This window comes from Enterobacter sp. 22452 (genome assembly GCF_052045065.1).
In the GTDB taxonomy this organism is placed as follows: Bacteria; Pseudomonadota; Gammaproteobacteria; order Enterobacterales; family Enterobacteriaceae; genus Enterobacter; species Enterobacter mori.
The window spans coordinates 168,187-190,682 of the sequence record NZ_JBQEOB010000005.1; the positions used below are offsets into that span (position 1 = coordinate 168,187).

21 protein-coding genes are annotated in these 22,496 nt (G+C 60.1%); 3 read left to right on the top strand and 18 right to left on the bottom strand.

Features of this window, described 5'->3' with window-relative positions:
• Positions 1-238: 238 nt before the first annotated feature.
• On the bottom strand, positions 239-2,230 hold the full coding sequence (tkt, locus tag ACTJJA_RS15875) for a transketolase (RefSeq protein ID WP_440668632.1): 1,992 nt from the start codon (positions 2,228-2,230) through the stop codon (positions 239-241).
• Positions 2,231-2,502: 272 nt separating this feature from the next.
• Between tkt and ACTJJA_RS15880 the strand changes: the two genes are divergently transcribed.
• Positions 2,503-3,261: a M48 family metallopeptidase gene (locus ACTJJA_RS15880; protein WP_010435388.1), complete on the top strand. Its 759-nt coding sequence runs from the start codon at positions 2,503-2,505 to the stop codon at positions 3,259-3,261.
• Between the two features lie 210 nt (positions 3,262-3,471).
• Positions 3,472-4,740, top strand: coding sequence for an OprD family outer membrane porin (locus tag ACTJJA_RS15885; protein ID WP_440668633.1), 1,269 nt, complete (start codon positions 3,472-3,474; stop codon positions 4,738-4,740).
• 88 nt (positions 4,741-4,828) lie between these two features.
• Here the strand turns inward: ACTJJA_RS15885 and ACTJJA_RS15890 are convergent, their stop codons facing one another.
• The 14 genes from ACTJJA_RS15890 to ACTJJA_RS15955 form a co-directional block, all read right to left on the bottom strand.
• The gene (locus ACTJJA_RS15890; protein WP_440668634.1) at positions 4,829-6,469 is read right to left on the bottom strand and encodes a thiamine pyrophosphate-binding protein; all 1,641 of its coding nucleotides are present in this window, start codon (positions 6,467-6,469) and stop codon (positions 4,829-4,831) included.
• A gap of 14 nt (positions 6,470-6,483) precedes the next feature.
• Positions 6,484-7,953: an aldehyde dehydrogenase gene (locus tag ACTJJA_RS15895; protein ID WP_440668635.1), complete on the bottom strand. Its 1,470-nt coding sequence runs from the start codon at positions 7,951-7,953 to the stop codon at positions 6,484-6,486.
• Positions 7,954-7,962: 9 nt separating this feature from the next.
• Positions 7,963-8,733, bottom strand: a complete 771-nt coding sequence (locus tag ACTJJA_RS15900; protein ID WP_440668636.1) for an aspartate dehydrogenase — start codon at positions 8,731-8,733, stop codon at positions 7,963-7,965.
• A 9-nt stretch (positions 8,734-8,742) separates the two neighbouring features.
• A complete protein-coding gene (locus ACTJJA_RS15905) occupies positions 8,743-9,537 on the bottom strand; it encodes an SDR family oxidoreductase (protein ID WP_440668637.1) in 795 nt (264 codons plus the stop codon).
• Positions 9,521-10,291, bottom strand: coding sequence for an alpha/beta fold hydrolase (locus ACTJJA_RS15910; protein ID WP_440668638.1), 771 nt, complete (start codon positions 10,289-10,291; stop codon positions 9,521-9,523). The genes ACTJJA_RS15905 and ACTJJA_RS15910 overlap by 17 nt, the downstream gene beginning before the upstream one ends.
• Positions 10,292-10,300: 9 nt before the next feature.
• Positions 10,301-10,831 (bottom strand): cupin domain-containing protein, encoded by a 531-nt coding sequence (locus ACTJJA_RS15915; protein WP_010435408.1) that lies wholly within the window; start codon positions 10,829-10,831, stop codon positions 10,301-10,303.
• A gap of 10 nt (positions 10,832-10,841) precedes the next feature.
• Positions 10,842-12,098 carry an MFS transporter gene (locus tag ACTJJA_RS15920; protein ID WP_440668639.1) on the bottom strand — a complete coding sequence of 419 codons (1,257 nt, stop codon included), beginning with the start codon at positions 12,096-12,098 and terminating at the stop codon, positions 10,842-10,844.
• A 25-nt stretch (positions 12,099-12,123) separates the two neighbouring features.
• Entirely contained in the window at positions 12,124-13,311 is a 1,188-nt protein-coding gene (locus ACTJJA_RS15925; RefSeq protein WP_440668640.1) for an NAD(P)/FAD-dependent oxidoreductase, read from the bottom strand.
• Entirely contained in the window at positions 13,308-14,234 is a 927-nt protein-coding gene (locus tag ACTJJA_RS15930) for a VOC family protein (protein WP_100166378.1), read from the bottom strand. Before ACTJJA_RS15930 ends, ACTJJA_RS15925 begins: the two co-directional genes overlap by 4 nt.
• Before the next feature lie 78 nt (positions 14,235-14,312).
• The gene (locus tag ACTJJA_RS15935; protein WP_440668781.1) at positions 14,313-15,101 is read right to left on the bottom strand and encodes an IclR family transcriptional regulator; all 789 of its coding nucleotides are present in this window, start codon (positions 15,099-15,101) and stop codon (positions 14,313-14,315) included.
• Positions 15,102-15,113: 12 nt separating this feature from the next.
• Entirely contained in the window at positions 15,114-15,863 is a 750-nt protein-coding gene (locus ACTJJA_RS15940; protein ID WP_440668641.1) for an SDR family oxidoreductase, read from the bottom strand.
• Positions 15,863-16,885, bottom strand: a complete 1,023-nt coding sequence (locus ACTJJA_RS15945) for an aromatic ring-hydroxylating oxygenase subunit alpha (protein ID WP_032640649.1) — start codon at positions 16,883-16,885, stop codon at positions 15,863-15,865. Before ACTJJA_RS15945 ends, ACTJJA_RS15940 begins: the two co-directional genes overlap by 1 nt.
• 10 nt (positions 16,886-16,895) lie before the next feature.
• On the bottom strand, positions 16,896-17,204 hold the full coding sequence (locus ACTJJA_RS15950; protein WP_010435424.1) for a recombinase-like helix-turn-helix domain-containing protein: 309 nt from the start codon (positions 17,202-17,204) through the stop codon (positions 16,896-16,898).
• Positions 17,201-17,524 (bottom strand): Rieske (2Fe-2S) protein, encoded by a 324-nt coding sequence (locus ACTJJA_RS15955; protein ID WP_003860044.1) that lies wholly within the window; start codon positions 17,522-17,524, stop codon positions 17,201-17,203. Before ACTJJA_RS15955 ends, ACTJJA_RS15950 begins: the two co-directional genes overlap by 4 nt.
• 414 nt (positions 17,525-17,938) lie before the next feature.
• Between ACTJJA_RS15955 and ACTJJA_RS15960 the strand changes: the two genes are divergently transcribed.
• Positions 17,939-19,150, top strand: a complete 1,212-nt coding sequence (locus ACTJJA_RS15960) for an MFS transporter (protein WP_440668782.1) — start codon at positions 17,939-17,941, stop codon at positions 19,148-19,150.
• A 3-nt stretch (positions 19,151-19,153) separates the two neighbouring features.
• On the opposite strand, the gene speB is transcribed toward ACTJJA_RS15960, so the two are convergent.
• The 3 genes from speB to yqgB form a co-directional block, all read right to left on the bottom strand.
• Entirely contained in the window at positions 19,154-20,074 is a 921-nt protein-coding gene (gene speB / locus ACTJJA_RS15965; RefSeq protein WP_008499737.1) for an agmatinase, read from the bottom strand.
• A gap of 286 nt (positions 20,075-20,360) precedes the next feature.
• Positions 20,361-22,337, bottom strand: coding sequence for a biosynthetic arginine decarboxylase (speA, locus tag ACTJJA_RS15970; RefSeq protein WP_042717829.1), 1,977 nt, complete (start codon positions 22,335-22,337; stop codon positions 20,361-20,363).
• Positions 22,338-22,345: 8 nt separating this feature from the next.
• Positions 22,346-22,477 carry an acid stress response protein YqgB gene (gene yqgB, locus ACTJJA_RS15975; protein WP_127312443.1) on the bottom strand — a complete coding sequence of 44 codons (132 nt, stop codon included), beginning with the start codon at positions 22,475-22,477 and terminating at the stop codon, positions 22,346-22,348.
• Positions 22,478-22,496 lie beyond the last annotated feature (19 nt).

The following is a 22,496-nucleotide window of genomic DNA, read 5'->3' on the forward strand; positions in this document are numbered from 1 at the left end:
TGCGATTGATTGGTCAATTGTCGAACATTTAATCGACTGAAACGCTTCAGCAAGAATAAGCGAATTGGGGAATAAAAGGAATCTCTGTCCAGATGAATAAGCGGGCTATATGACTTGCATCACATTTTTGATGGAATAGTGCCGACAAAAAAGCCGGGTGACGCGCTAGCGCTTACCCGGCCTATTTTCGTGCCATTTGTCGGCCCGGTAAGCGTAGCGCCACCGGGCAAAACAGCAATTACAGCAGTTCTTTCGCCTTAGCGACAACGTTCTCAACGGTGAAGCCGAACTCTTCGAACAGCAGCTCTGCCGGAGCAGATTCACCGAAGGTGGTCATACCGACGATAGCGCCGTTCAGGCCAACGTATTTGAACCAGTAGTCAGCGATACCCGCTTCCACTGCCACGCGAGCGGAAACCGCTTTAGGCAGCACGGATTCACGGTATGCAGCATCCTGTTTGTCGAACGCATCGGTAGACGGCATGGAAACCACGCGCGCTTTCACGCCTTCGGCAGTCAGTTTTTCCCAGGCTGCAACAGCCAGTTCAACTTCAGAACCGGTGGCGATGAAGATCAGCTCTGGCTGGCCCGCGCAATCTTTCAGCACGTAACCACCGCGAGCAATGTTCGCCAGCTGCTCAGACGTACGCTCCTGCTGTGCCAGGTTCTGACGGGAGAGGATCAGCGCGGTTGGACCGTCCTGACGCTCAACGCCGTATTTCCACGCCACCGCGGATTCAACCTGGTCACATGGACGCCATGTGCTCATGTTCGGCGTCACGCGCAGGGAAGCCACCTGCTCTACCGGCTGGTGAGTTGGACCATCTTCGCCCAGACCGATGGAGTCGTGGGTGTAGACCATCACCTGACGCTGTTTCATCAGCGCAGCCATACGCACGGCGTTACGTGCATATTCAACGAACATCAGGAAGGTAGAGGTGTACGGCAGGAAACCGCCGTGCAGGGAGATACCGTTGGCGATCGCGGTCATACCGAATTCACGTACACCGTAATGGATGTAGTTACCGGCAGTGTCTTCGTTGATCGCTTTAGAACCGGACCAGATAGTCAGGTTAGAAGGCGCGAGGTCAGCGGAGCCACCGAGGAATTCTGGCAGCAGAGGTCCGAACGCTTCAATCGCATTCTGAGACGCTTTACGGCTCGCGATTTTAGACGGGTTCGCCTGCAGCTTAGCAATGAACTCGTTCGCTTTCGCGTCGAAGTCAGACGGCATGTCGCCTTTCATACGACGGGTGAATTCAGCCGCTTCCTGAGGGAAGGCCTTCGCATAGGCAGCGAACTTCTCGTTCCAGGCCGCTTCTTTCGCCTGGCCCACTTCTTTTGCATCCCACTGAGCGTAGATTTCAGATGGGATTTCGAATGCAGGATGTTTCCAGCCCAGCGCTTCACGGGTCAGTGCGATTTCCGCGTCGCCCAGCGGTGCACCGTGGGAGTCATGAGTACCCGCTTTGTTCGGCGAACCGAAGCCAATGATGGTTTTGCACATCAGCAGGGACGGTTTGTCCGTCACAGCGCGCGCTTCTTCTACTGCACGTTTAATCGAGTCAGCATCGTGGCCATCAACGCCACGCACAACGTGCCAGCCGTAGGCTTCGAAGCGTGCTGCGGTGTCGTCAGTGAACCAGCCTTCAACGTGACCGTCGATGGAGATACCGTTGTCGTCATAGAACGCAACCAGTTTGCCCAGCTTCAGGGTACCTGCCAGGGAGCACACTTCGTGAGAAATGCCTTCCATCATGCAGCCGTCGCCCATGAACGCGTAGGTGAAGTGGTCAACGATGTCGTGACCTGGGCGGTTGAACTGCGCCGCCAGCGTCTTCTCAGCAATCGCCATACCGACTGCGTTAGCAATACCCTGACCCAGCGGGCCGGTGGTGGTTTCGACGCCCGCGGTGTAACCCACTTCCGGGTGACCTGGCGTTTTGGAGTGCAGCTGACGGAAGTTTTTCAGCTCTTCGATTGGCAGATCGTAGCCGGTGAGGTGCAGCAGGCTATAGATCAGCATAGAGCCGTGGCCGTTGGACAGCACGAAGCGGTCGCGGTCAGCCCATGACGGGTTCTGCGGGTTGTGGTTCAGGAAGTCACGCCACAGGACTTCGGCGATATCAGCCATACCCATAGGAGCCCCTGGGTGGCCAGATTTGGCTTTCTGTACTGCATCCATGCTCAGCGCACGAATAGCATTAGCAAGCTCTTTACGTGAGGACATTTTAACTCCAGATCGGACTGTTAAAGGCCATGCCCTTGACGACAGCGCGTTTTGGGCTACGCCGGAAAAAAGTGCCAACAATGTAACCCAAGCCGCAAGTCATGTACATGGAGCATTCTTTTGCTCGTTAAGAAATCTCTGGATCATGCTCGCATGTTGCGCAATCTCCTCGCCCGCCCCTGTCGATATTCCTTATACTTAGCCCGACACCGGCTTCGCTGACGGTGCACTTTTCGGATTTTATTCAGATTAACGAGTACGGAAGCAATCTCATGAAAATGCGTGCAATAGTGCTGGCCCTGGGTACGACGCTCCTGCTGAGCGGCTGTCAGAATATGGATTCTAACGGTCTGATGACCTCAGGCGCAGAAGCCTTTCAGGCCTATTCCCTGAGCGACGCGCAGGTGAAAGCGCTGAGCGATCAGGCGTGTAAAGATATGGACGGCAAAGCCACGCTTGCCCCGGCTAACAGTACCTACACGCAGCGTCTGAATAAGATTGCATCCGCGCTGGGCGACAACATCAACGGCCAGCCGGTGAACTACAAGGTTTACATGGCGAAAGACGTGAACGCCTTCGCCATGGCGAACGGCTGTATCCGCGTCTATAGCGGGCTGATGGACATGATGACCGACAACGAAGTGGAAGCGGTTATCGGCCACGAAATGGGCCACGTTGCGCTCGGCCACGTGAAGAAAGGGATGCAGGTTGCCCTGGGTACCAATGCCGTTCGCGCGGCAGCGGCCTCTGCGGGCGGTATCGTGGGCAGCCTGTCGCAGTCACAGCTTGGCGACGTCGGTGAAAAGCTGGTTAACTCCCAGTTCTCCCAGCGTCAGGAGTCTGAAGCGGATGATTACTCCTACGATCTGTTGCGCAAACGCGGGATTAATCCATCAGGTTTAGCCACCAGCTTCGAAAAACTGGCCAAGCTGGAAGCGGGTCGCCAAAGCTCCATGTTTGACGATCACCCGGCCTCGGAAGAACGTGCACAACATATTCGCGACCGTATGGCCGCAGACGGAATTAAATAATTTTACCGGGAGGCATATTTGCCTCCCTTTTATTTCGCATGAATTGCCAATTTAAAAGCACGTATCGGTAACTCGCCAGAAAGCCCCGCCACATCTGTATTCAGCCCCTGAAATGTCTGGTCACATATTTATTGCAATCGTTAATATTTCCGGTAATTATCAACCACGCAGTCATTCAAATTAATATATTCAGACAGAGACGTTCCCTCCGTGAAAAAAGAATTATCATTAATTGCGTTAAGTTTATTCGCCGCATTACCTGCCGCAGCAAGCCAGCAATCCGACAGCCAGGGTTTTATTGACGACAGCCATCTGGATCTGTTTTTACGTAATGCCTATATCAGCCGCGATTACCATCAGGGCCAGCAGGATAAAGCCGAATGGGGCCAGGGCATCATTGCCACCTTTGCATCCGGCTATACCGAAGGGCTGGTGGGCTTCGGCGTGGACGGTATCGCCCAGTATGGCGTGCGTCTGGACGGTGGCCGCGGCAAGAGCGGCGCGGGCGGCATCGACTTCTTTAAGCAGGAAGACGACGGCCGGGCAAAATCCGATCTGGCAAAGTTTGGCGCGACGGCCAAAATGCGCATCTCCAATACCGTACTGAGCTACGGGAACCAGCGTCCTGAGCTGCCAATCATTACATCCGACAGCTCCCGCCTGCTGTTTGAAAGCTACACCGGCACCCTGCTGACCTCGAAAGAGATCGACGGTCTGGAAGTGAACGCCGGTTACTTCACCGACGAGCAGCGTAAAAGCGATGACCGCCACGACAGCGGGCTGAAGAGCCTGACCTTCGGCGGCGCAAGCTACCAGTTCAACGACCAGTTCAGCGGCGCGCTGTACGCCTCTCATAATGAAGAGGTGATGAATAAGCAGTATCTGGGCATGAACTTCAAACAGCCGTTCAGCACCGGACAGCAGCTGGTGCTTGATTTCAACGGCTACAATTCGCGACTGGATCAGCGCTACGCGGACAGCCTCGACACGGGCCGCAGCAACACCATCTGGAGCCTGGCGGCGAGCTACATCTGGGATATTCATACCTTCAAGGTGGCGTACCAGCAGAGCAGCGGCAGCACCGGCTACAACTACGGCGGCTATCGCGACCAGGGCGGCGTGGGGGACGGCGGCAACACCATCTGGCTGGCGAACTCCTACTGGTCTGATTTCAACGGTGAAGACGAGCGCTCATGGCAGGCCTCTTACGGTCTGGACTTCGGCGGCCTCGGCCTGCCGGGCCTGAGCTGGACCACCGCTTACGTGCGTGGCGACAACATTAAAACGTCTGAAACCAGCAACGGCAAAGAGCACGAGTGGTTTAACCAGATCCAGTACAAGGTACAGGATGGCACGGCAAAAGACCTGACGCTGCGCCTGCGCTACTCCGTACTGCGCGTCTCCAGCAACGCCAGCGACTATAACGTGGGCGGGGATGAGATCCGCGCTTACGTGGAATACCCGTTTAACGTGTTCTGATGAAAAAAGCCGGGTGGCGGCTTCGCCTTACCCGGCCTACAGTTTTCTCCCTCTCCCTGTGGGAGAGGGTTGGGGTGAGGGGAAACAGCTAGTAAAGCGTCTTCTGCGGCGGCCCGGCAAACTTCAGCGCGCCAATCTGCCCCATCCGAACTTCCACTACCGACGGCCCCGGCATCGCCAGCGCCTCCGTCATCACCGCATCAAAATCCTCTGCCCGCTCAACGCTCCACGCCTGAAGGCCAATCGCCTGCGCCAGCAGGGTGAAGTCCGGCGTATGCAGTTCGTTATAGTACTGACGCCCGCCGAAATACTTATCCTGAATGCCGCGCATCACGCCGTAACCGCCGTCGTTCATGATCAGCATCGTCACGTTGGCTTTTTCCTGCGCCAGCGTCGCCAGTTCGCCTAAATTCAGGCTCAGGCCGCCGTCGCCCACCAGCCCCACCACCTTGCGCTGCGGGTTGGCGATCGCAGTGCCGATCGCCATCGGCAGCCCCATGCCAATTGCCCCGGCCAGAGAGTGAATGTTCATCAGAGGTCCGTTGGCGCGAAACAGACGGCTGCCCCACAGGCTGCCAGACACGGTGATATCGCGCACCAGCAGGCCATCTTTCGGCAGCGCTTTCTCGATGGCGTCGTTGAGCTTCGCGTAGGCGCCGCACTGCTCGCGCAGCCCCTGTTCGGCTTGCTCAACCGCCTGCTGCACCTGCGTATCCCACGGTGCGTTGCCCCACTCGCGGCCCTGAATTTTGTCTGCAAGCGCGCCAAGCAACGCGGAACAGTCGGCTACCAGCGTGTTGTCCATCAGATAGTTACGACTTGCCGCTGCCGGGTCGATATCAATCTGCACGCGCGGATGCGGCAGCTCAAGCGTCCAGGAACGGGTTTCGTTGCTGCGCAGGCGTGAACCGGCGACCAGTGTAAAATCGCACTGTGCGATAAGCGCTTCCACCGACGGCGAGTTGTGGAACGCCCGCAGGCTGGCGCGATGGCTATCCGGCAACACGCCGCGCGCGTGGGTGCTGGAGATCACCGTCACGCCCGCATCCGCCAGTTTTTTCACCGCGTCAGCGCTTCCCAGCGCCCCGCCGCCCAGCCACAGCAGCGGCTGTTTTGCCAGCTTAAGCTGCGTCCACAGTGCGTCAACCGTCGTGGGATAGACGGCTGGAACCGAAGCCGGTTTCACCGGTTTCGTCACCAGCGACAGCGGAATTTTCGCACCCTGAATATCAATCGGGATTTCCACAGAGACCGGCCCGCACGGCGGCGTCTGCGCCTCCTGAATGGCTTTATGCAGAATGGCCATCGCCTGGTTAGCATTGCTGATGCGGTACGCCCGCTTTGAGCTGGCCTTCAGGAAGGTCAGCTGGTCGCGGGTTTCGTGGATAAACCCGGTGTCGGCATCCAGCCAGGCTTTCTCTACCTGCCCGGTTAAATGCAGCAGCGGCGTGCAGGCGTTCATGGCTTCCACCAGCGCGCCTACCGCGTTACCCGCGCCCGCGCCGGTGCTGGTCAGCGCCACGCCGAGGCCGGAAAAGCGCCCGTGGGCGTCGGCCATGGTGACGGATCCCGCCTCGCCGCGCGCGGGCACGAAGCGGATGTTGCCCCGTTGCCCCACTGCGTCAGCGATCGGCAGGTTGTGAATGGAGATGACGCCGTAAATGGCCTCAACCTGATACTGCTCCAGCGTTCTGGCGATGGCGTCGCCGACGGTTATCATTTCGCTCATTGCTCACCCTTTTCTCAGTCGCACCAGTGGTTGACGCTGTTACCCGTCGCCAGATAAATGCTCTTTTGCTGCATCCAGGCTTTTAGCCCCTGAATACCCTTTTCGCGGCCCAGACCGCTCTCTTTAAAGCCCCCGAACGGGGTCGAAATGGCAAAAACCTTGTAGGTATTGATCCATACGGTGCCCGCTTCAAGCTGGTCGCTTAACCGCAGGGCACGCCCGGTATCGCGGGTCCAAATTCCCGCCGCCAGGCCGTAAACCGAGTCGTTCGCCTCGCGAATAAGCGTGGCTTCATCGCGAAACGGCATTGCCACCAGCACCGGGCCGAAGATCTCCTCCTGACACGCGCGGGCGCTGTTGCTCAGCCCCTCGATAATCGTGGGCTGGAAAAAGCTGCCGTTAGCAAGATTGGGATCGGCAGGGATCTCCCCGCCGCACAGCACGCGGCCCCCCTCGCGCTTCGCCAGCTCAACGTACGCCTGCACGCTCTGACGATGCCCGTCGTTGATCAGCGGCCCCACGTGGACGCCGTCGGTAAACGGGTGCCCGACGCGCAGCCCGCGAGTTAACTCCAGCAGCCGCGCCATCAGCGGCGCGTAAATGCTCTCGTGAATGAACAGCCGCGATCCGGCAATGCACGCCTGCCCCGCCGAGCTGAAAATGCCGTAGCAGATCCCGCGCGCGGCCTGCTCGAGGTCTGCATCTTCCAGCACGATGGTCGGGGATTTTCCGCCCAGCTCCAGCGAGGCCGGGATCAGCTTTTCCGCCGCCACGTGCGCCAGATGACGGCCCGTGGTGGTGCCGCCGGTAAAGGAAATTTTCCGCACGCGAGGATGGCGCGCCAGCGCATCGCCAATCACCGAGCCTTTGCCCGGCAGGACGCTCAGCAGCCCGGTGGGCAGCCCGGCCTGTTCGAAAATCCGCGCCAGCTCCAGCGCCATCAGCGGCGTGGCTTCGGCGGGCTTGAGGATCACCGCGTTACCGGCAGCAATGGCCGGCGCGACCTTCTGCATCTCGCTGGCAATCGGCGAGTTCCACGGCGTGATGGCGGCCACCACGCCGAGCGGCTCGTAGCGGCTCAGCGTCAGCAAATCGGGCTGGCGCGGCGTTGGGAGCTCACCCTCCAGCAGCTCGCCGGCGGCGGCAAAGTAGCGCGCCGTTCCCGCCGCGCTCATCACCAGCCCGCGCGCTTCCGCCAGCGGTTTGCCGTTATCGCGGCTCTGCATCTGCGCCAGTTCATCCACCCGGGACTCAATCAGATCGGCAACCTTATGCAGGATCTTCGCCCGGACGTGCGGCAGGCAGCCGCGCCACGCGGGATCGCGCCAGGCGCGCTCTCCGGCCTCAATCGCGTCCTGCAGATCGTCGAGACTTGCCGCATTCAGCGTAGCGTTAATTGACCCGTCAGCCGGAAAGTGGCTCTGCATCGGGTTGCCGCTGCCGTGTCGCCACTGGCCGCCGATAAAAATCTTCAGATCGTCCATTGTCACTCCTCAGCTCAGGGCCAGTTCACGGCAGGCGCGCACCGCGCTCAGTGCCGCCAGGGTGGAGGTTTTAGGATTAGAAGCCAGCGGCAGCCCACTCAGCTCAAGATGGAACTCGCCGAACAATCCTTCCACGTGCAGCGTGTGGGTATTGCGTTTCGTTAACGGGTCGACCATCAGCTGCACGCGGGTCTCATCCATCCCCACACCGCCGAGCGCCACGGTTGCCGCCACGTTAGCGTTGGCAGGAAACAAACGCGCCGCCTCGCGGGCGCTGCCCTCGAAGAAGACCTTTGCTTCAGAAACAGAATTGAGATCGATAAGCTGCTCGGCGTAGCTGCCGCGCCAGCTGGCCGGGCTTTTGCGCGACTGATAGGTCACGCGTTCAAGCCCGCCCTCTCTCGCCGCCGCCAGCCCGTCGATACCGGCAACCGCACCGGAGAGCAGCGTCAGTTTGCCTCCCGCCGCAAGCAGCCGCTGCTCCAGCGCGCTGTCCGCCAGCGCACCGGTGGAGATCACCGCCAGATGCCAGCCGCGTCCTAAAATCGCTTCGCCATACTGCGCCACCGCCTGCTGGCTGGCGCACTCCAGCACCAGATCGGGCGTATGCGCGCACTCCATCGGGGAGGCCAGCGCCACCACATCCTCGCCAAGCTGCGCGCGGATCGCCGCGTGATGAGACTCTCGCGCCACGATCCAGCCGATAGCGACGCCCGCTGGCAGACGCTCAATCACCGCCTGCGCCATGGCACCGAATCCAATTAACATGACCTTTTTCATGATGCGTCCTTACAGGTGGCGGCAGAAGCCGCCGGAAACGTCCAGCGCGGCGCCGGTGGTAAACGAGGCCAGCGGCGAGGCGAGAAACAGCAGCGCCTGCGCGGGCTCCTGCGGCTTGCCGAGGCGCGCCATCGGAATGCCGCGCTTGCGCGCGATATCCGCCGTCCACTCCAGCCAGCTCTGGCTTTTGTCCGCCCGGTTCTCAAAGCGGCGCTGCCACTGCCCGGACTCCACCATGCCGAGCAGAATGGAATTGACGCGGATGCCTTTGCCCACCAGCTCTTTTGAGAGCGTGAGCGTCATATTCAGCAGCGCGGCGCGGGCGGCGGAGGTGGCGATCATGTGCTCCTCCGGCTGCAGCGCCAGCAGGGAGTTCACGCAGGTGATGGAGGCGATGTCGGAGTGCTCCAGCAGAGGCTGAAACGCCTGCACCGGGCTGATCACCCCGAACAGCTTCAGCTCGGCCTCGTGCAGCCACGCCTCGCGCGGGGTGTCGTGGAAGTGCGCCACGTAGCCCTGCCCGGCGTTGTTGATCAGCATATCCGCCCCGCCAAAGCGAGCCTGCACCGCGTCCGCGAAGGCCTGTATCTCGTCGGCGTTCAGCACGTCGCAGCGATAAGAGAAAATCTCCCCGTTGGGGTATTCGTTTTGCAGCGCCGCGTGGGCGCTGGCGAGCCGGTCCGGATCGCGGCCACAGAAGGCGACCCTTGCCCCCTCACCCAGCAGCAGGCGCAGCGTTTCAAAGCCAATGCCGGACGAACCGCCGGTAACGACCGCCACGCGGCCGTCAATGTGTGCATTCATCGCGCACCTCTTCGTTAATGCGTAAAAGCTGTTGGTTAAAAAACGCGTCGTTGTCGAGATAGCTGGCGTGTCCGGCCTGCGGGATCGCGATAAACGGCATGCCGTAGCGCAGCGCCAGCCCCTGCACCAGTTCCGGCTGGGTGATGGCATCCTGCTCGCCGCACCAGACTTCAAAATTGCCCGGGTAGCGCTTAAGCCAACCGTGAATGTCGTCGTGCACCAGCATCCACGCGGCGGCGAGGTAGCCTTCCGGGCGCAGCGTGCGCATGCCCGCCGCCACGGTCGCGATATCTTCCGCTCGCGCGCCGGGGCGCAGCAGCTTCGCGGCGCGGGTCTGGGCGAGGATCTCACCGCCCAATGCCATCTGCTGTTCGCGGCTGCGCCAGACCTGCTCGCGCTGCGCCGGTGCGGCATTGCCGTAGCCCTGCGCGGCGTCCGCCAGCACCAGATGGATGACGCGATCCGGAAACTTCGCCGCAAAGGCGCTGGCGACCAATGCGCCGAGCGAATGGCCGACCAGCACCGCCTGCCAGACGCCCGCGCGGTCAAGCATCGCCGCCAGCGCGTCGGCGTAATCCCCCGCGTTTGCCCGTTCAACCGCCAGCATCGGGCTTTCGCCATAGCCGGGCATGTCCCACGCCAGCACGCGAAAGCCGTCCAGCGCCATCTGCTTGTGCCAGGAGGCCGCGCCGGAGCTGATACCGTGCAGCAGCATCAGCGGGATGCCGCTTCCCTGTTCACGAAAACCCGTCATCATGCCCCCTTAGTTCCGCTTCACTTTGGAAAGCGGATGATCGGCGGGGTAGGTCGGGATTTCCGGCTTGTTGGTCCCCAGCATGACGCACATCAGCGCCTCTTCTTCGCCGTGGTTAAACAGCCCGCGATAGATGCCCGGCGGAACGGAGATCAGGTCACGCTCGCGCAGCACGGTTTCGGTGTAGTTGTCGCCGTCCTGGATCATCAGCGTGATCTGCCCTTTAAGCATGAAGAACACCTCTTCCACGTCGTCGTGCAGGTGCAGCGGCCCTTCGCACTTCGACGGCAGCACCATGGTGGAGAAGGTAAAATGGTCCGCCTGCACGGTGTTGGTGTCGTTCGCGACGCCCGTTGCGCCGGTGCCGATATAGCGCATCTGCGCACGGCGGTACTTCGGGTCAAAATCGGCCTGGAACTTCAGCGCGTTCCAGTCGTACTTGCGGCCTTCGAAGCGCGCAATGCGCGACTCGACCCACTCTTCCATCGTCAGGTGGTCAGGTTTGATGCCTGTTGTGTTGGTTACGGTTGAATCAGTCATGACACTCTCCTCAGTAACGTCTCAGCAGCGGCAGTAACAGGACGCAGCCCACCGCCGCCATCACCGCCAGAAAAATCAGCCCGGAATCCATGCTGTGGGTGAAGGCAATAAGCGCGCCCATCACCGCTGGCGACAGCGCGCCCGCAAAGTTTCCCAGCCCGTTGAAAATGCCGCCCGCCGTGGCGCTCACCCGCGGATGGGTGGCCTTCGCCAGCAGGGCGAAAATGTTGGGTGCGCCGGTGCCCCACATAAAGGTACTGAAGCTCATCGCCGCGATGATGGTCAGCGGGGTGTCGAGGTGCATCACCGCCGCCAGGCCCACTGCCGCCCCCGCCATCGAGATAAAGCAGGCCGCCGAGCGCTTATCGACCCGGTCCGACAGCCACGCGCCAATGACCTCGCCCGCCAGCATGGCGATGAACGGCATCGACGACAGCCAGCCCGCGTGCTCCAGGTGAATGCCTTTGCCCTTAATCAGGTAGCCCGGCAGCCAGCCGTTGATGCCCCACAGGTAGGTCAGGAAGGCGATGTTAAAGATGCAGATGATCCAGAAGTGCGGGCTGACAAACAGTTCGCGGCGCGCGGCGCGGCGTTCGTCCTGAGACGCCTGCGAGGTACCGGGCTTCGTATCCAGACGGATCCCGCGCAGGCCGATGCGCACAAAGATCAGCACCGGCACGGTGAGCATCGCCATCACGAAGAAGGTGCTTTGCCAGCCGAAGGTGTTCAGCAGCCAGAGGGAAAGCGGGAAGCCAATCGCCGCGCCCACCGGCGTGCCCAGCAGCCAGAGCATGGTGGCGCGCGCCTGCAGATGCTGCGGGAAGTTGTGGCGCACGATGGCGAAGGCCAGCGGGAACAGCGGCCCTTCCGCCACGCCCAGCAAAATGCGCAGGACGATCATCAGCGTGTAGTTATGGGTGAAGCCCATCGCCACCATCAGCGCGCACCACACCACCATCATCCCGGTGAGCAGGCGCAGCGGCGCAATTTTGTCGCCCAGCCCGCTTAAAAACACCGACGAAAAGCCGTAGCTGAGCAGAAAGGCGCTCATCAAAATGCCGAGGCGCGTGGTGTCGAAATCGATGCCCATCGCCTGCTGGAAATGGCCGTCGGAAAACAGCGCCGCGATGCTGATTTTGTCGAAGAACGCCAGCAGCACGCAGGCCAGCAGCGACAGCGGGATGGCCCAGCGCACCGCTTTTTCGGGCGTGCGGGTTCCCTCACCGCTCGCCTCAGCGGGCGCGGTGTTGGTCTCTAATGTGGTCATGTCTCCCCCTACGGGTGCGGGTTAGCTATCGCAATGACATCAGTGAAAAAGCCGGGTCGGCGAGCGGTACATCCGATAAATCCCGCTCCGCTGCCATCCAGCGCTTCGCCAGCTTGACGGTGCGCGCGTCGTTGAACGCCACCAGCTGCGTCAGCCGCCCGTTGTCGTCCAGCGAGAAGTACAGCGCCTCTTCACGCACGACCGTTCTGCTGCCCGGCTGCGGAATGCCGAGGATCTGGATATTGTGCTGATATTGATCCGACCACAGCCACGGCGCGTCGTCGTAGCCCGGCGCATCGGGGTTGAGCATCGCTTTCGCCGTCGCCACCGCCTGGTTCTGGGCGAAGGCCCAGGACTGAATGCACAGGCCGTAGTGATGATGCTGCGCCACATCGCCGGCGGCGAAGATGAACGGATCCGACGTTCGCCCCTGGGCATCGACGACGATCCCGCGCCCGGTTTTCAGCCCGGCGTCGCGGGCCAGCTCCAGATTGAGATCGACGCCGATCCCGACCACCACCGCATCAAAGGTTTCACGCTGGCCGTCGCAGTGAATAACCGGCAGGCCGTTATCGTCCTCCAGCTCCAGCGCGCCGCAGCCGGTGCGGATATCCACGCCCTGCTCGCGATGGATAGCCTCTAAGCGCTGCGACACCTCGCCGCTCACCGAGCGCATGCACAGGGCGGGCTGCTGCTCGAACAGCGTGACCGCTACGCCGCTTTTCCGCGCAGAGGCGGCAATCTCAAGGCCAATCCAGCCGCCGCCGATAATCGCCAGTTTGTGACTTTCCGCCAGGCGACGCTTCAGGCGCTGCGCGTCCTGCCAGTGGCGCAGGGTGTAGACCTGCGGATGCCCTGACCACGCCTCGCCCGGCAGGCGCGCCCGCCCTCCGGTGGCAATTAAAAGAATGTTGTAACTAAGGCATTCACCGTTGCTCAAACGCACGGTTTTCGCCTCGCGGTCGATCTGCTCCGCACGCAGCGGACGGTGCCAGGTCAGGTTCAGCGCCCGCTGCGCTTCGTCGGAAAACAGGCGCGGAAGCGCCGCGTCCGGCTCCAGCAGAGAGGCTTTCGACAGCGGCGGACGCTCGTAGAAATCCCACTCTTCTTCCGCCACCACGCAAATCTCGCCGTCGAAGCCCTCGTCGCGCAGGGTTTTCGCCGCCCAGCCGCCCGCCTGGCCGCCGCCGATAATGACAATGCGCGACGTCATACCGCCTCCGGCTTTTTCTGCTGGCGGCGCGTGTCGTGGTCGATCCCACCTTCCACCGCCCATTCGGTAAAGGAGACCAGCGAGTGCTCGAGCTCACGCGGCTGCCAGTTTTCGGTCAGATAATCGTCGTTGGTGTAATACTCAAACGCACCGCCGGTCGGGCTGTTGACGTACCAGAAGTACGCCGACGACACCGGATGGCGGCCCGGCCCGATAAAGGTGCTCCAGTCATTTTTATTCATCGCGATACCGCCGCCGATCACCTCGTGGATGTCGCGCACGGTGAAGGCCACGTGGTTCAGCCCGCGCCTGCGGTTCGGCAGCTGCAGCAGGAACAGGTTGTGATGACCGCCGCGCGCGCCGCAGCGCAGGAACACGGCACGGTTGATGTAGCGGTCAGAGACCTGGAAGCCGAGCACCTCGCGGTAGAATTTTTCTACCGCCGCCAGCTCCTCCACGAAGAACACCACGTGCCCGACGTTGATGGGTTGGGCGCGATCGTAAACCGGGCTGGGCGTGTCGATCCGGCGGGCGTCGCCCCACTGGTTAATCGGCTCGACGTTCAGCTCCACGTCGGTCTGCTGGCTGACCTGCACCCGCAGCGTCATGCCGTTCGGGTCGATACACTCCAGCGCGTCGCCCACCTCGCGAAAGCCAGGCTGCTGCGCAAGCTTTGGGCGCAGCGCGTTAAGATCTGACTGACTCGCAACCGCCCAGGTCATGCGGCGCAGGGTGTTGCCCGCTTCAAACGCGGGTGGCAGGTCGGGGCTGTCGATGGGATTAAGCTCCACGCGCGCGCCGCTCAGGGTGGTAAAACGCTGGCCGCTGGCATCGCCCGTCAGGCCAAAATCACGCATAAATTTGGCGCAGTGCGTCAGGTCTTCCACGCCAAATTCCAGCTTTTCAATTCCGGTTACACTCATCGTTCGTTGCCTCATCTGGCCCAAATTGGGCGTAAAACATGCCCGACGCGGTCAAGCGCCTGACGTTAACTCACTGATTTAACTGGCCTGTGACAGATACCCTAAGAAGCCAGAAATTTTATCCGCCGCGAGGCGAACCTCGTTTTGCAGGCGCTCGCGGTCGGTCTGCGGGATCTCCTCCGACGGCACCAGAATGCTGACTACCGCCGCCACGCGTCCGCTTCGGTCATACACCGGGTAGACGATGGAGGAGATGCCGTGGCGGAAGAAGGATTCGCCGATCACGTACCCGCGGGCTTTGTCCTGCTGCACCATCTGCCACAGGGCTTCGCGGTCGTGAAGCTGCCCCGGCGCGTTGCCCGGCAGGCGCTCGTGCGGGAACAGCCGTTCAAACTCGGCGCGGGAGATATCGGTCAGCAACATGCGGCCGAGCGAGGTGCAGTGCACCGGAAGACGGGTGCCAATGCTGACCTGATTGATGCGCGACCCGGCGGCGCTGACGCGGGCGATGTAGATAATGTCGCGCCCGTCGCGGATCGCCAGATGGCTGCTGCACTGGCTTACGTCGCGCAGCTGCTCGATGACCGGCTGGCCAACCTGCGCCACGTCAAGCGAGGCGATGTACTCAAAGCCGAGACGCAGCACGTTCATGCCCAGCGAGAAGGTGTTGGTGCGCGCGTTGCGCTCCAGAAAGCCCATAAACTCCAGCGTCTGTACCACGCGGTAGGCGGTGGCCTTCGGCATATCCACCAGCCGGTGCAGCTCGGCAAAGGTCAGTTCGCGATGCTGCTCGCCAAAGGCCAACAGCAGCTGTAAACCGCGCTCCAGCCCCGGCACCAGATACTTCACTTCCCGATCGTTTGCCATCATCGCCCTACCTCAATTAAAGACAAAACCGCCGTTGACCGGGATCAGCTGTCCGGTGATGAACCGCGACAGATCGCTTAACAGCCAGACCACGCTGCCGGTGACATCCTCCGGCTGCTGCGCCCCCGTTAATGCGCGACCATTTTCGTAAAGCTGATGCCGCTCGGCCGGAATATATTCGGTTGCCTCGACGCGGGTTAATCCCGGCGCGATGGCGTTGATTCGAATGCGTTTTTCGCCCAGTTCGCGCGCCATTGAGCGGGTCATGGCAATCACCGCGCCCTTGCTGGCCACGTAGGCCATCAGGCGCGGCGCGCCCCACAGCGCGGTGTCGGACGCCACGTTCACAATGCCCGCCCCTTCGCACAGCAGCGGCACGGCGGCGCGCGTCACCAGCCAGGTGCCTTTGACGTTCACGCTCATCACGCGGTCCCACAGGTCAGGATCGTAATCGAGCATGTTTTTGCCGCCCACGCCCGTCGCCATGGCCGCGTTGTTCACCAGGCCGTCGATCTGCCCCTGCTCGCCAATGGCGCTAAAGACCTGCTCGATGGAATGCGGATCGGCCAGATCGACAACGTGCGATTCGATCGCGTAGCCCTGCTCGCTCAGCCCGTGGGCACGTTCAGCCAGCTCGCCTTCGAGGATGTCGCACATCACTACTGCGGCGCCCTGCTCCGCGCAGGCTTTGGCAAAGTGGTAGCCCAGCCCGCGCGCGGCGCCGGTCACCACGATGCGCTTTCCGCTCAGCAGCCCGTTCATCAGGCGGCTCCCTGCTGTTCTTCGCGCAGCGCCAGCTGCTCTTTCGCGGCCTTTTGCATCATGCGGCGCAGGCGGGAGAGGCCGACGTCGTGCTGGTAGAGGTATTCATGGTCGCGGGCGTTGGGGGCCAGGCTTTCCAGCACCACGCGGTCCTGCTCCAGCACTTCCCAGTGCAGTTTTTCCAGACGGTTGCGGTACATGAAGCGCCACATGTCGCGCTGCCAGCCCTGCACGCGGCGGATGCGCCAGAAGAAGACGCGGCAGTTGTCGTTATCTTCCGGCACCACCATGCCGACGATAAAGAAGTGGCCGCCCGGTCCGAAGCGCTTCTTGTAAGGAATAGAGAGGCGCATCCAGCAGGTGCCGCTGTTGCCGAGCTCAACCCAGTCGAAGTTGACGCCGCTCTGCCCTTTTTTCTCGAAAATAAAGCCGGTTTTGGTCGGCTGGAGCACCATGTCGGCCTTGCGATCCCCTTCCGCCATTGAGTGCGAGGACGAATGCAGATAGGTGCCGTGCATCGGGTCCATCACGTTTTCCAGCGCGTACTGGTAGTTGCACTTCCACGCGGCGGTGCAGAGGAAGTTGCTGAAGTTCTCCGTATCGGCTAGTTCATCCGGGAAGGTCAGCGCGTCCGGCTGCTGGTCAGCGGTGACGCCAAACCACAGGAAGATGGCGCCGTGCGCCTCCTGCACGTTATAGCTGCGCACGCATTGCTGGCCGACCAGCGGGCATTTGTCCACGGCGGGCACATCCTTCACTTCGCCGTTGCCCGCCACTTCCACGCCGTGATACCAGCAGGCAATGCGGTCGCCGAGGTTCCAGCCCATCGACAGGCGCGCGCCGCGGTGCGGGCAGCGGTCTTCCAGCGCCTGCACCTGGCCGTCTTTATTACGCCAGACCACAATCTGCTCGCCCAGGCGGGTGATGCCCACAGGAGCAGACTGCACTTCCCAGCTTGCCAGTACCGGATACCAGAGGCCGCGCAGGCCTTTATCGAGATAGTTTTGTACGGTCGTCGTCATCGCATTGTCCTCAGTAGCCGTTAACCTGTAAGAATGCCTGGAAGCTGGCTTCGCGCCACGGCTCACCCTGCTGGTCGTGCATGCGCACCGCGTTCAGCCCGTTCACCAGTTCCGGTAGCGTTTCAACGCCCTGTTCGAAGAGATCTTCCAGCGTGGCAATCAGGTTCACCTCCCAGCTTTCCGGCTCGCGGCTGCGGGTTTGCCAGATCAGGTTGGTGTAATCACCCGGCTTATGAATGGCACCGTTGCCGCCCTCTGCAGGCGGGGTAAACTGGCGGCTTTCCGGCAGCGCCGGGTTGTAGTTCAGGATGTCGCTCATGCCACGGTCTCCTCGACGAAGGTAATCTGAATTTGGTTTTCAAAGACCCGAACCGGGTAGCGGTTCAGGTTGCGACCACCGGGTCCGTGCAGGCACTGGCCAGTTTTGACGTCAAACACCGCCTCATGCAGAGGGCATTCCACTTTGCCGTCCTCCACAAATCCCTGGCTCAGCAGGGCATAAGCGTGCGGGCATACGTCTTCCAGCGCGTAATATTCACCGTCAATCAGGTAAACGCCGATCTCTTTACCGTCGACGTTGCCGCTAAAAGGGAAATCTTCCTGTACTTGTTCTGCGTCACATACGCCTATCCAGCTCATCACGATCCTCCAGGCTTTTGTTTCATATATGAAACTCTGTTTCTTATTTAATACGGTCAATATAAAAGCGATGAATGTTTCGTCAAGCGGCAATGTGACGAATTTGTTAATCAAACGAGTATTAATTAACTAAGTGTGCAAAGGATCACGAAAAAATGCAGCGATATGAAATTTTCATTATTGCGGCGTGATAAATACGATTTATTAATGCCCTCAACATTTCAATAAAAGATATTGACTTCTTTTCTTTTTCTTCCTTAAAAATAAAGTAGCGTCACATCCTTGGTGTTTCACCTGTGAAACAAGAATTTTATTTACCTTTAATAAACAATGAGTTTCACCAGTGAACCATTTTAGATCCGTGACAATCACTTTGATAAAAATATAAATAGATGAAAACGTAAGGCGGGCATGATGACGGCAAGATGGCAAGGTACAATTGCACTGTTATTACTGATTATTATTTCCTACGTCGACCGGGTTAATATCTCGGTAATGATTTTAAACCCGGAATTTGCCGAACATTTTCAGCTAAATGAAAACAGAATGTTACAAGGCATGCTCATGACCTGCTTTCTGCTGGGTTATGGTTTTTCGGCTTTATTATTAACTCCGGTTATCGAAAGCAAACTCCATTACCGTCAGGGATTATTAAGCAGCATTGCGATTTGGGCCGCGGTCTGCGCAATTTCTCCGCTGCTGGGTTCGCTAATTGGCATGCTTATCGCCCGCGTGATTTTGGGTATTGCCGAAGGACCGCTCTTTTCGTTGAAGACGCGCTTTATCAGCGATAACTTTAGCGCGGAAGAGATCGGCAAACCCAACGCCGTCACCGCGCTGGGCGTCTCGCTCGGGCTGGCCGTGGGCTTTCCGCTGGTCACCTGGCTGATGGCGCATCTGGGCTGGGCCGGGTCGTTTTACGCGCTGGCGGTAATGAATCTGGTGCTGGGCGGCGGGCTCATCTGGCGTTTTCTGCCCGCGCCACACAGCCCGGTGAAGATGAAGAAACCGGGGTTTGTTCGCACCTTCACGCTGGCCTGGCAGACGCCGCTGCTGGGCTGGATCCTGCTGGTTGAAATCGCCACGCTGAGCTATCTATGGGGCAGCAGCGCGTGGCTGCCCGCATGGCTGCGTGACGAGCACCACTTCTCGCTGCACGCCACGGGTATGCTTGCGGCGGTCCCCTTCCTGCTGAGCCTGGGGTCAAAGTTTCTGGGCGGCGTGCTGCTCGACAAAATGCGGCCGGAACAGGCGCCGGTACTGTTTGTGGTGGGCGGTACGTTGACGGCACTCTCCGTGGTCGCGCTGATGCTCAGCCATCAGCCCGCATGGCTGGCGCTGTTTATGCTGTCTGCCAACGTGTTCTGGGGACTTCAGGGAGCGGCTATTCCTGCGGTAATCCAGCATCACGCCGCCCGGGACGCCGTGGGCAGCGCGTACGGCATTATTAATGGGATAGGCAATATCTGCGCGGCGTTTATTCCGCTACTGATGGGGATGGTGATGAAATCGGTGGGGTCGGTCAGCTCTGGCTTTTCGGTGCTGGTCGTCTCGCAGGTGATTACCCTGCTCGCCGGAGGAATGCTGCTGCTGCGCATGCGTCGCGCAGCAGCAGTGAGCGCGTAAGGCTTATTCGCCTTTTTTCGCCGCCTGGATGTAGAGCATTTCCAGCGCCAGGGTCGCCGCGGCCAGCGCGGTGATCTCGGACTGGTCATAGGCCGGTGCCACTTCCACCACGTCCATCCCGACGATGTTCAGATCCTTCAGGCCGCGCACCAGCTTGATCGCGCGGTCAGAGGTCAGGCCGCCGATAACAGGCGTACCGGTGCCCGGCGCAAACGCCGGATCCAGACAGTCGATATCGAAAGTCAGGTACACAGGCATATCGCCGACGATCTGCTTAACCTGCGCCAGAATATCGTCCACGCCGCGATCGTTGACCTGGCCCGCATCCAGCACGGTGAAGCCGTTGTCTTTGTCGAACTCGGTGCGGATGCCGATCTGCACCGAGTGGTTCGGGTCGATCAGGCCTTCGTTCGGCGCGGTGAAGAACATGGTGCCGTGGTCGAACTCGCAGCCGTTCGCGTAGGTGTCGGTATGCGCATCAAAGTGCACCAGCGCCATTTTACCGAAGTGCTTGGCGTGGGCGCGCAGCAGCGGCAGGGTCACGAAGTGATCACCGCCGAAGGAGAGCATGCGCTTACCGGCCGCCAGCAGCTTTTCGGCGTGGGCCTGCAGCTTTTCGCTCATCTCACGCGCGTCACCGAAGGCGTACACCAGGTCACCGCAGTCCACCACGTTCAGGCGCTCGCGCATATCGAAGTTCCACGGGAAGCGGTTGTGCTCCCAGGCCAGGTTGGTAGAAACCTGACGGATCGCTGCCGGGCCATGACGACCGCCCGCGCGACCGGACGTTGCCATGTCGAACGGTACGCCGGTGATCACCCAGTCAGCGTCACTGTCGTACGGCTGGAAGTTCATCGGAAGGCGTAAAAAACCAAACGCGTTAGATACCAGAGAGTTATCGTACTGATGACCTAAAGTGCTCATGTCCTGACCTCTTTTAAAGTCGATACATTAAAAACAGATGAAAAAAAATCCCTTCCGCGTCGTTAAACCCGACGAGGAAGGGATTGATTCGTAAATCGCTAATTGGGGCGAATTATCGCCGGTAATGCAGACGGGTTCAAGAGAGTATAGCATTCTGCCGGATGACGGCTCCGCCTTATCCGGCCTACATACGTAGGCCCGGTAAGCGCAGCGCCACCGGGCATCAGCGGCACAGCAACCTGCTGCCCTCACCCCGCCCCTCTCCCTGAGGGAGAGGGAGGTTAACCTACTCGTCTTCCAGGTAGGTGTACCCGTACAGACCCGCTTCAAACTCTTCCAGGAACTGCTGCTGTAACGCGTCGTCCAGACCGGTGTTTTTCACCTGGTCGCGGAACTGGGTGAGCAGTTTTTTCGGATCCAGCTGAACGTATTCGAGCATGTCCGCTACGGTGTCCCCTTCGTCAGACAGCTCGACTTCCACGTTGCCGTCAGGGAAAACGAACACGTCAACCGCTTCGGTATCACCGAACAGGTTGTGCATGTTGCCGAGGATCTCCTGATACGCGCCGACCATAAAGAAGCCCAGCATCGGCGGGTTCTCCGGGTCGTACTCCGGCATTGGCATCGTCGTTGCGATACCGTCGCCGTCAACGTAGTGGTCGATAGCGCCGTCAGAATCACAGGTGATGTCCAGCAGTACCGCACGACGTTCCGGGGCGTGGTTCAGCCCTTCCAGCGGCAGAACCGGGAACAGCTGGTCGATACCCCAGGCATCCGGCATCGACTGGAACAGCGAGAAGTTGACGTACATTTTGTCCGCCATACGTTCCTGCAGCTCGTCGATAATCGGACGGTGCGCGCGGTTGCTCGGGTCGAGTTGCTTCTGCACTTCATGGCACATGTTCAGATAGAGCTGCTCCGCCCACGCGCGCTCCTGCAGGCTAAAGGTGCCGGAGGAATAGCCCACGTGAATATCGTGCAGGTCCATCTGGCTGTCGTGCAGCCATTCGCGCAGGGAACGGCGCGTGCCCGGCTCGTGCATCTCCTGCCAGGTTTCCCACATGCTTTGCAGCGAACGCGGGGCATCTTCTGCCGGAGGCGTCGCTTCGGTGATTTCGCTACGCTCAACGCCGATGATGTTAGAGACCAGCACCGTATGGTGCGCGGTAACCGCGCGGCCAGATTCGGTGATCACCGTCGGGTGCGGCAGGCCATTCTCTTCACAGGCATCGCCAATCGCCCAGATAATATTGTTGGCGTATTCGTTCAGGCCGTAGTTCACGGAGCAGTCGGACTGCGAGCGGGTACCTTCGTAATCCACGCCCAGACCACCGCCCACGTCGAAGCACTGAATATTCACGCCGAGCTTGTGCAGCTCAACGTAGAAGCGCGCCGATTCACGCACGCCGGTGGCGATGTCGCGAATGTTGGCCATCTGCGAGCCGAGGTGGAAGTGCAGCAGCTGAATGCTGTCCAGACGACCGCGCTCGCGCAGAATTTCCACCAGCTGCAGCACCTGGTTCGCCGCGAGGCCGAACTTGGATTTTTCACCGCCGGAGGACTGCCATTTACCGGAACCCTGCGACGCCAGACGCGCACGCACGCCGAGGCGTGGGATGACGTTCAGACGCTCAGCCTCTTCCAGCACGATAGCGATTTCAGTCATCTTCTCGATAACCAGATAGACCTTGTGGCCCATCTTCTCGCCAATCAGCGCCAGACGAATGTATTCACGGTCTTTATAGCCGTTACAGACGATCACCGAACGGGTCATGCCCGCGTGCGCCAGAACGGCCATCAGTTCCGCTTTGGAACCGGCTTCCAGACCCAGCGGTTCACCGGAGTGGATCAGGGATTCAATCACGCGGCGGTGCTGGTTTACCTTGATCGGGTAAACCAGGAAGTAGTCGCCTTTATAGCCGTAGGATTCACGCGCGCGTTTGAACGCAGCGTTAATAGAACGCAGGCGATGTTGCAGGATCTGCGGGAAGCAGAACAGTGCAGGCAAACGCTGGCCCTGTGCTTCGCGGGCTTTCACCAGTTTGGCGAGATCGACGCGCGCTTCAGGGACGTCCGGATCAGGGCAGACGCTGATGTGGCCCAGTTCGTTGACGTCGTAGTAGTTATTGCCCCACCAGGCAATATTGTAAGTGCGCAGCATCTTGCTGGCTTCCTGGGAGCTCATCGCAACCTCCTGCATAGAACGTAGTACACCCTGTTCGCCCGCTGACGAAGGCGAAAAAGAAGACATGTCGTCAGACATAGCGAACCTCAACTCTTTGTATTAAGTGTAAAACAGTTGACTACTATCGCAGCGTTATACGGCGATAACAACCCATAAACGGCTCCGTTTCCCAGCAGAGTATGCTGAAATCCAGACCGTGCGACCGGTTTCTTATTCATATCATTGTAAAACACGTAT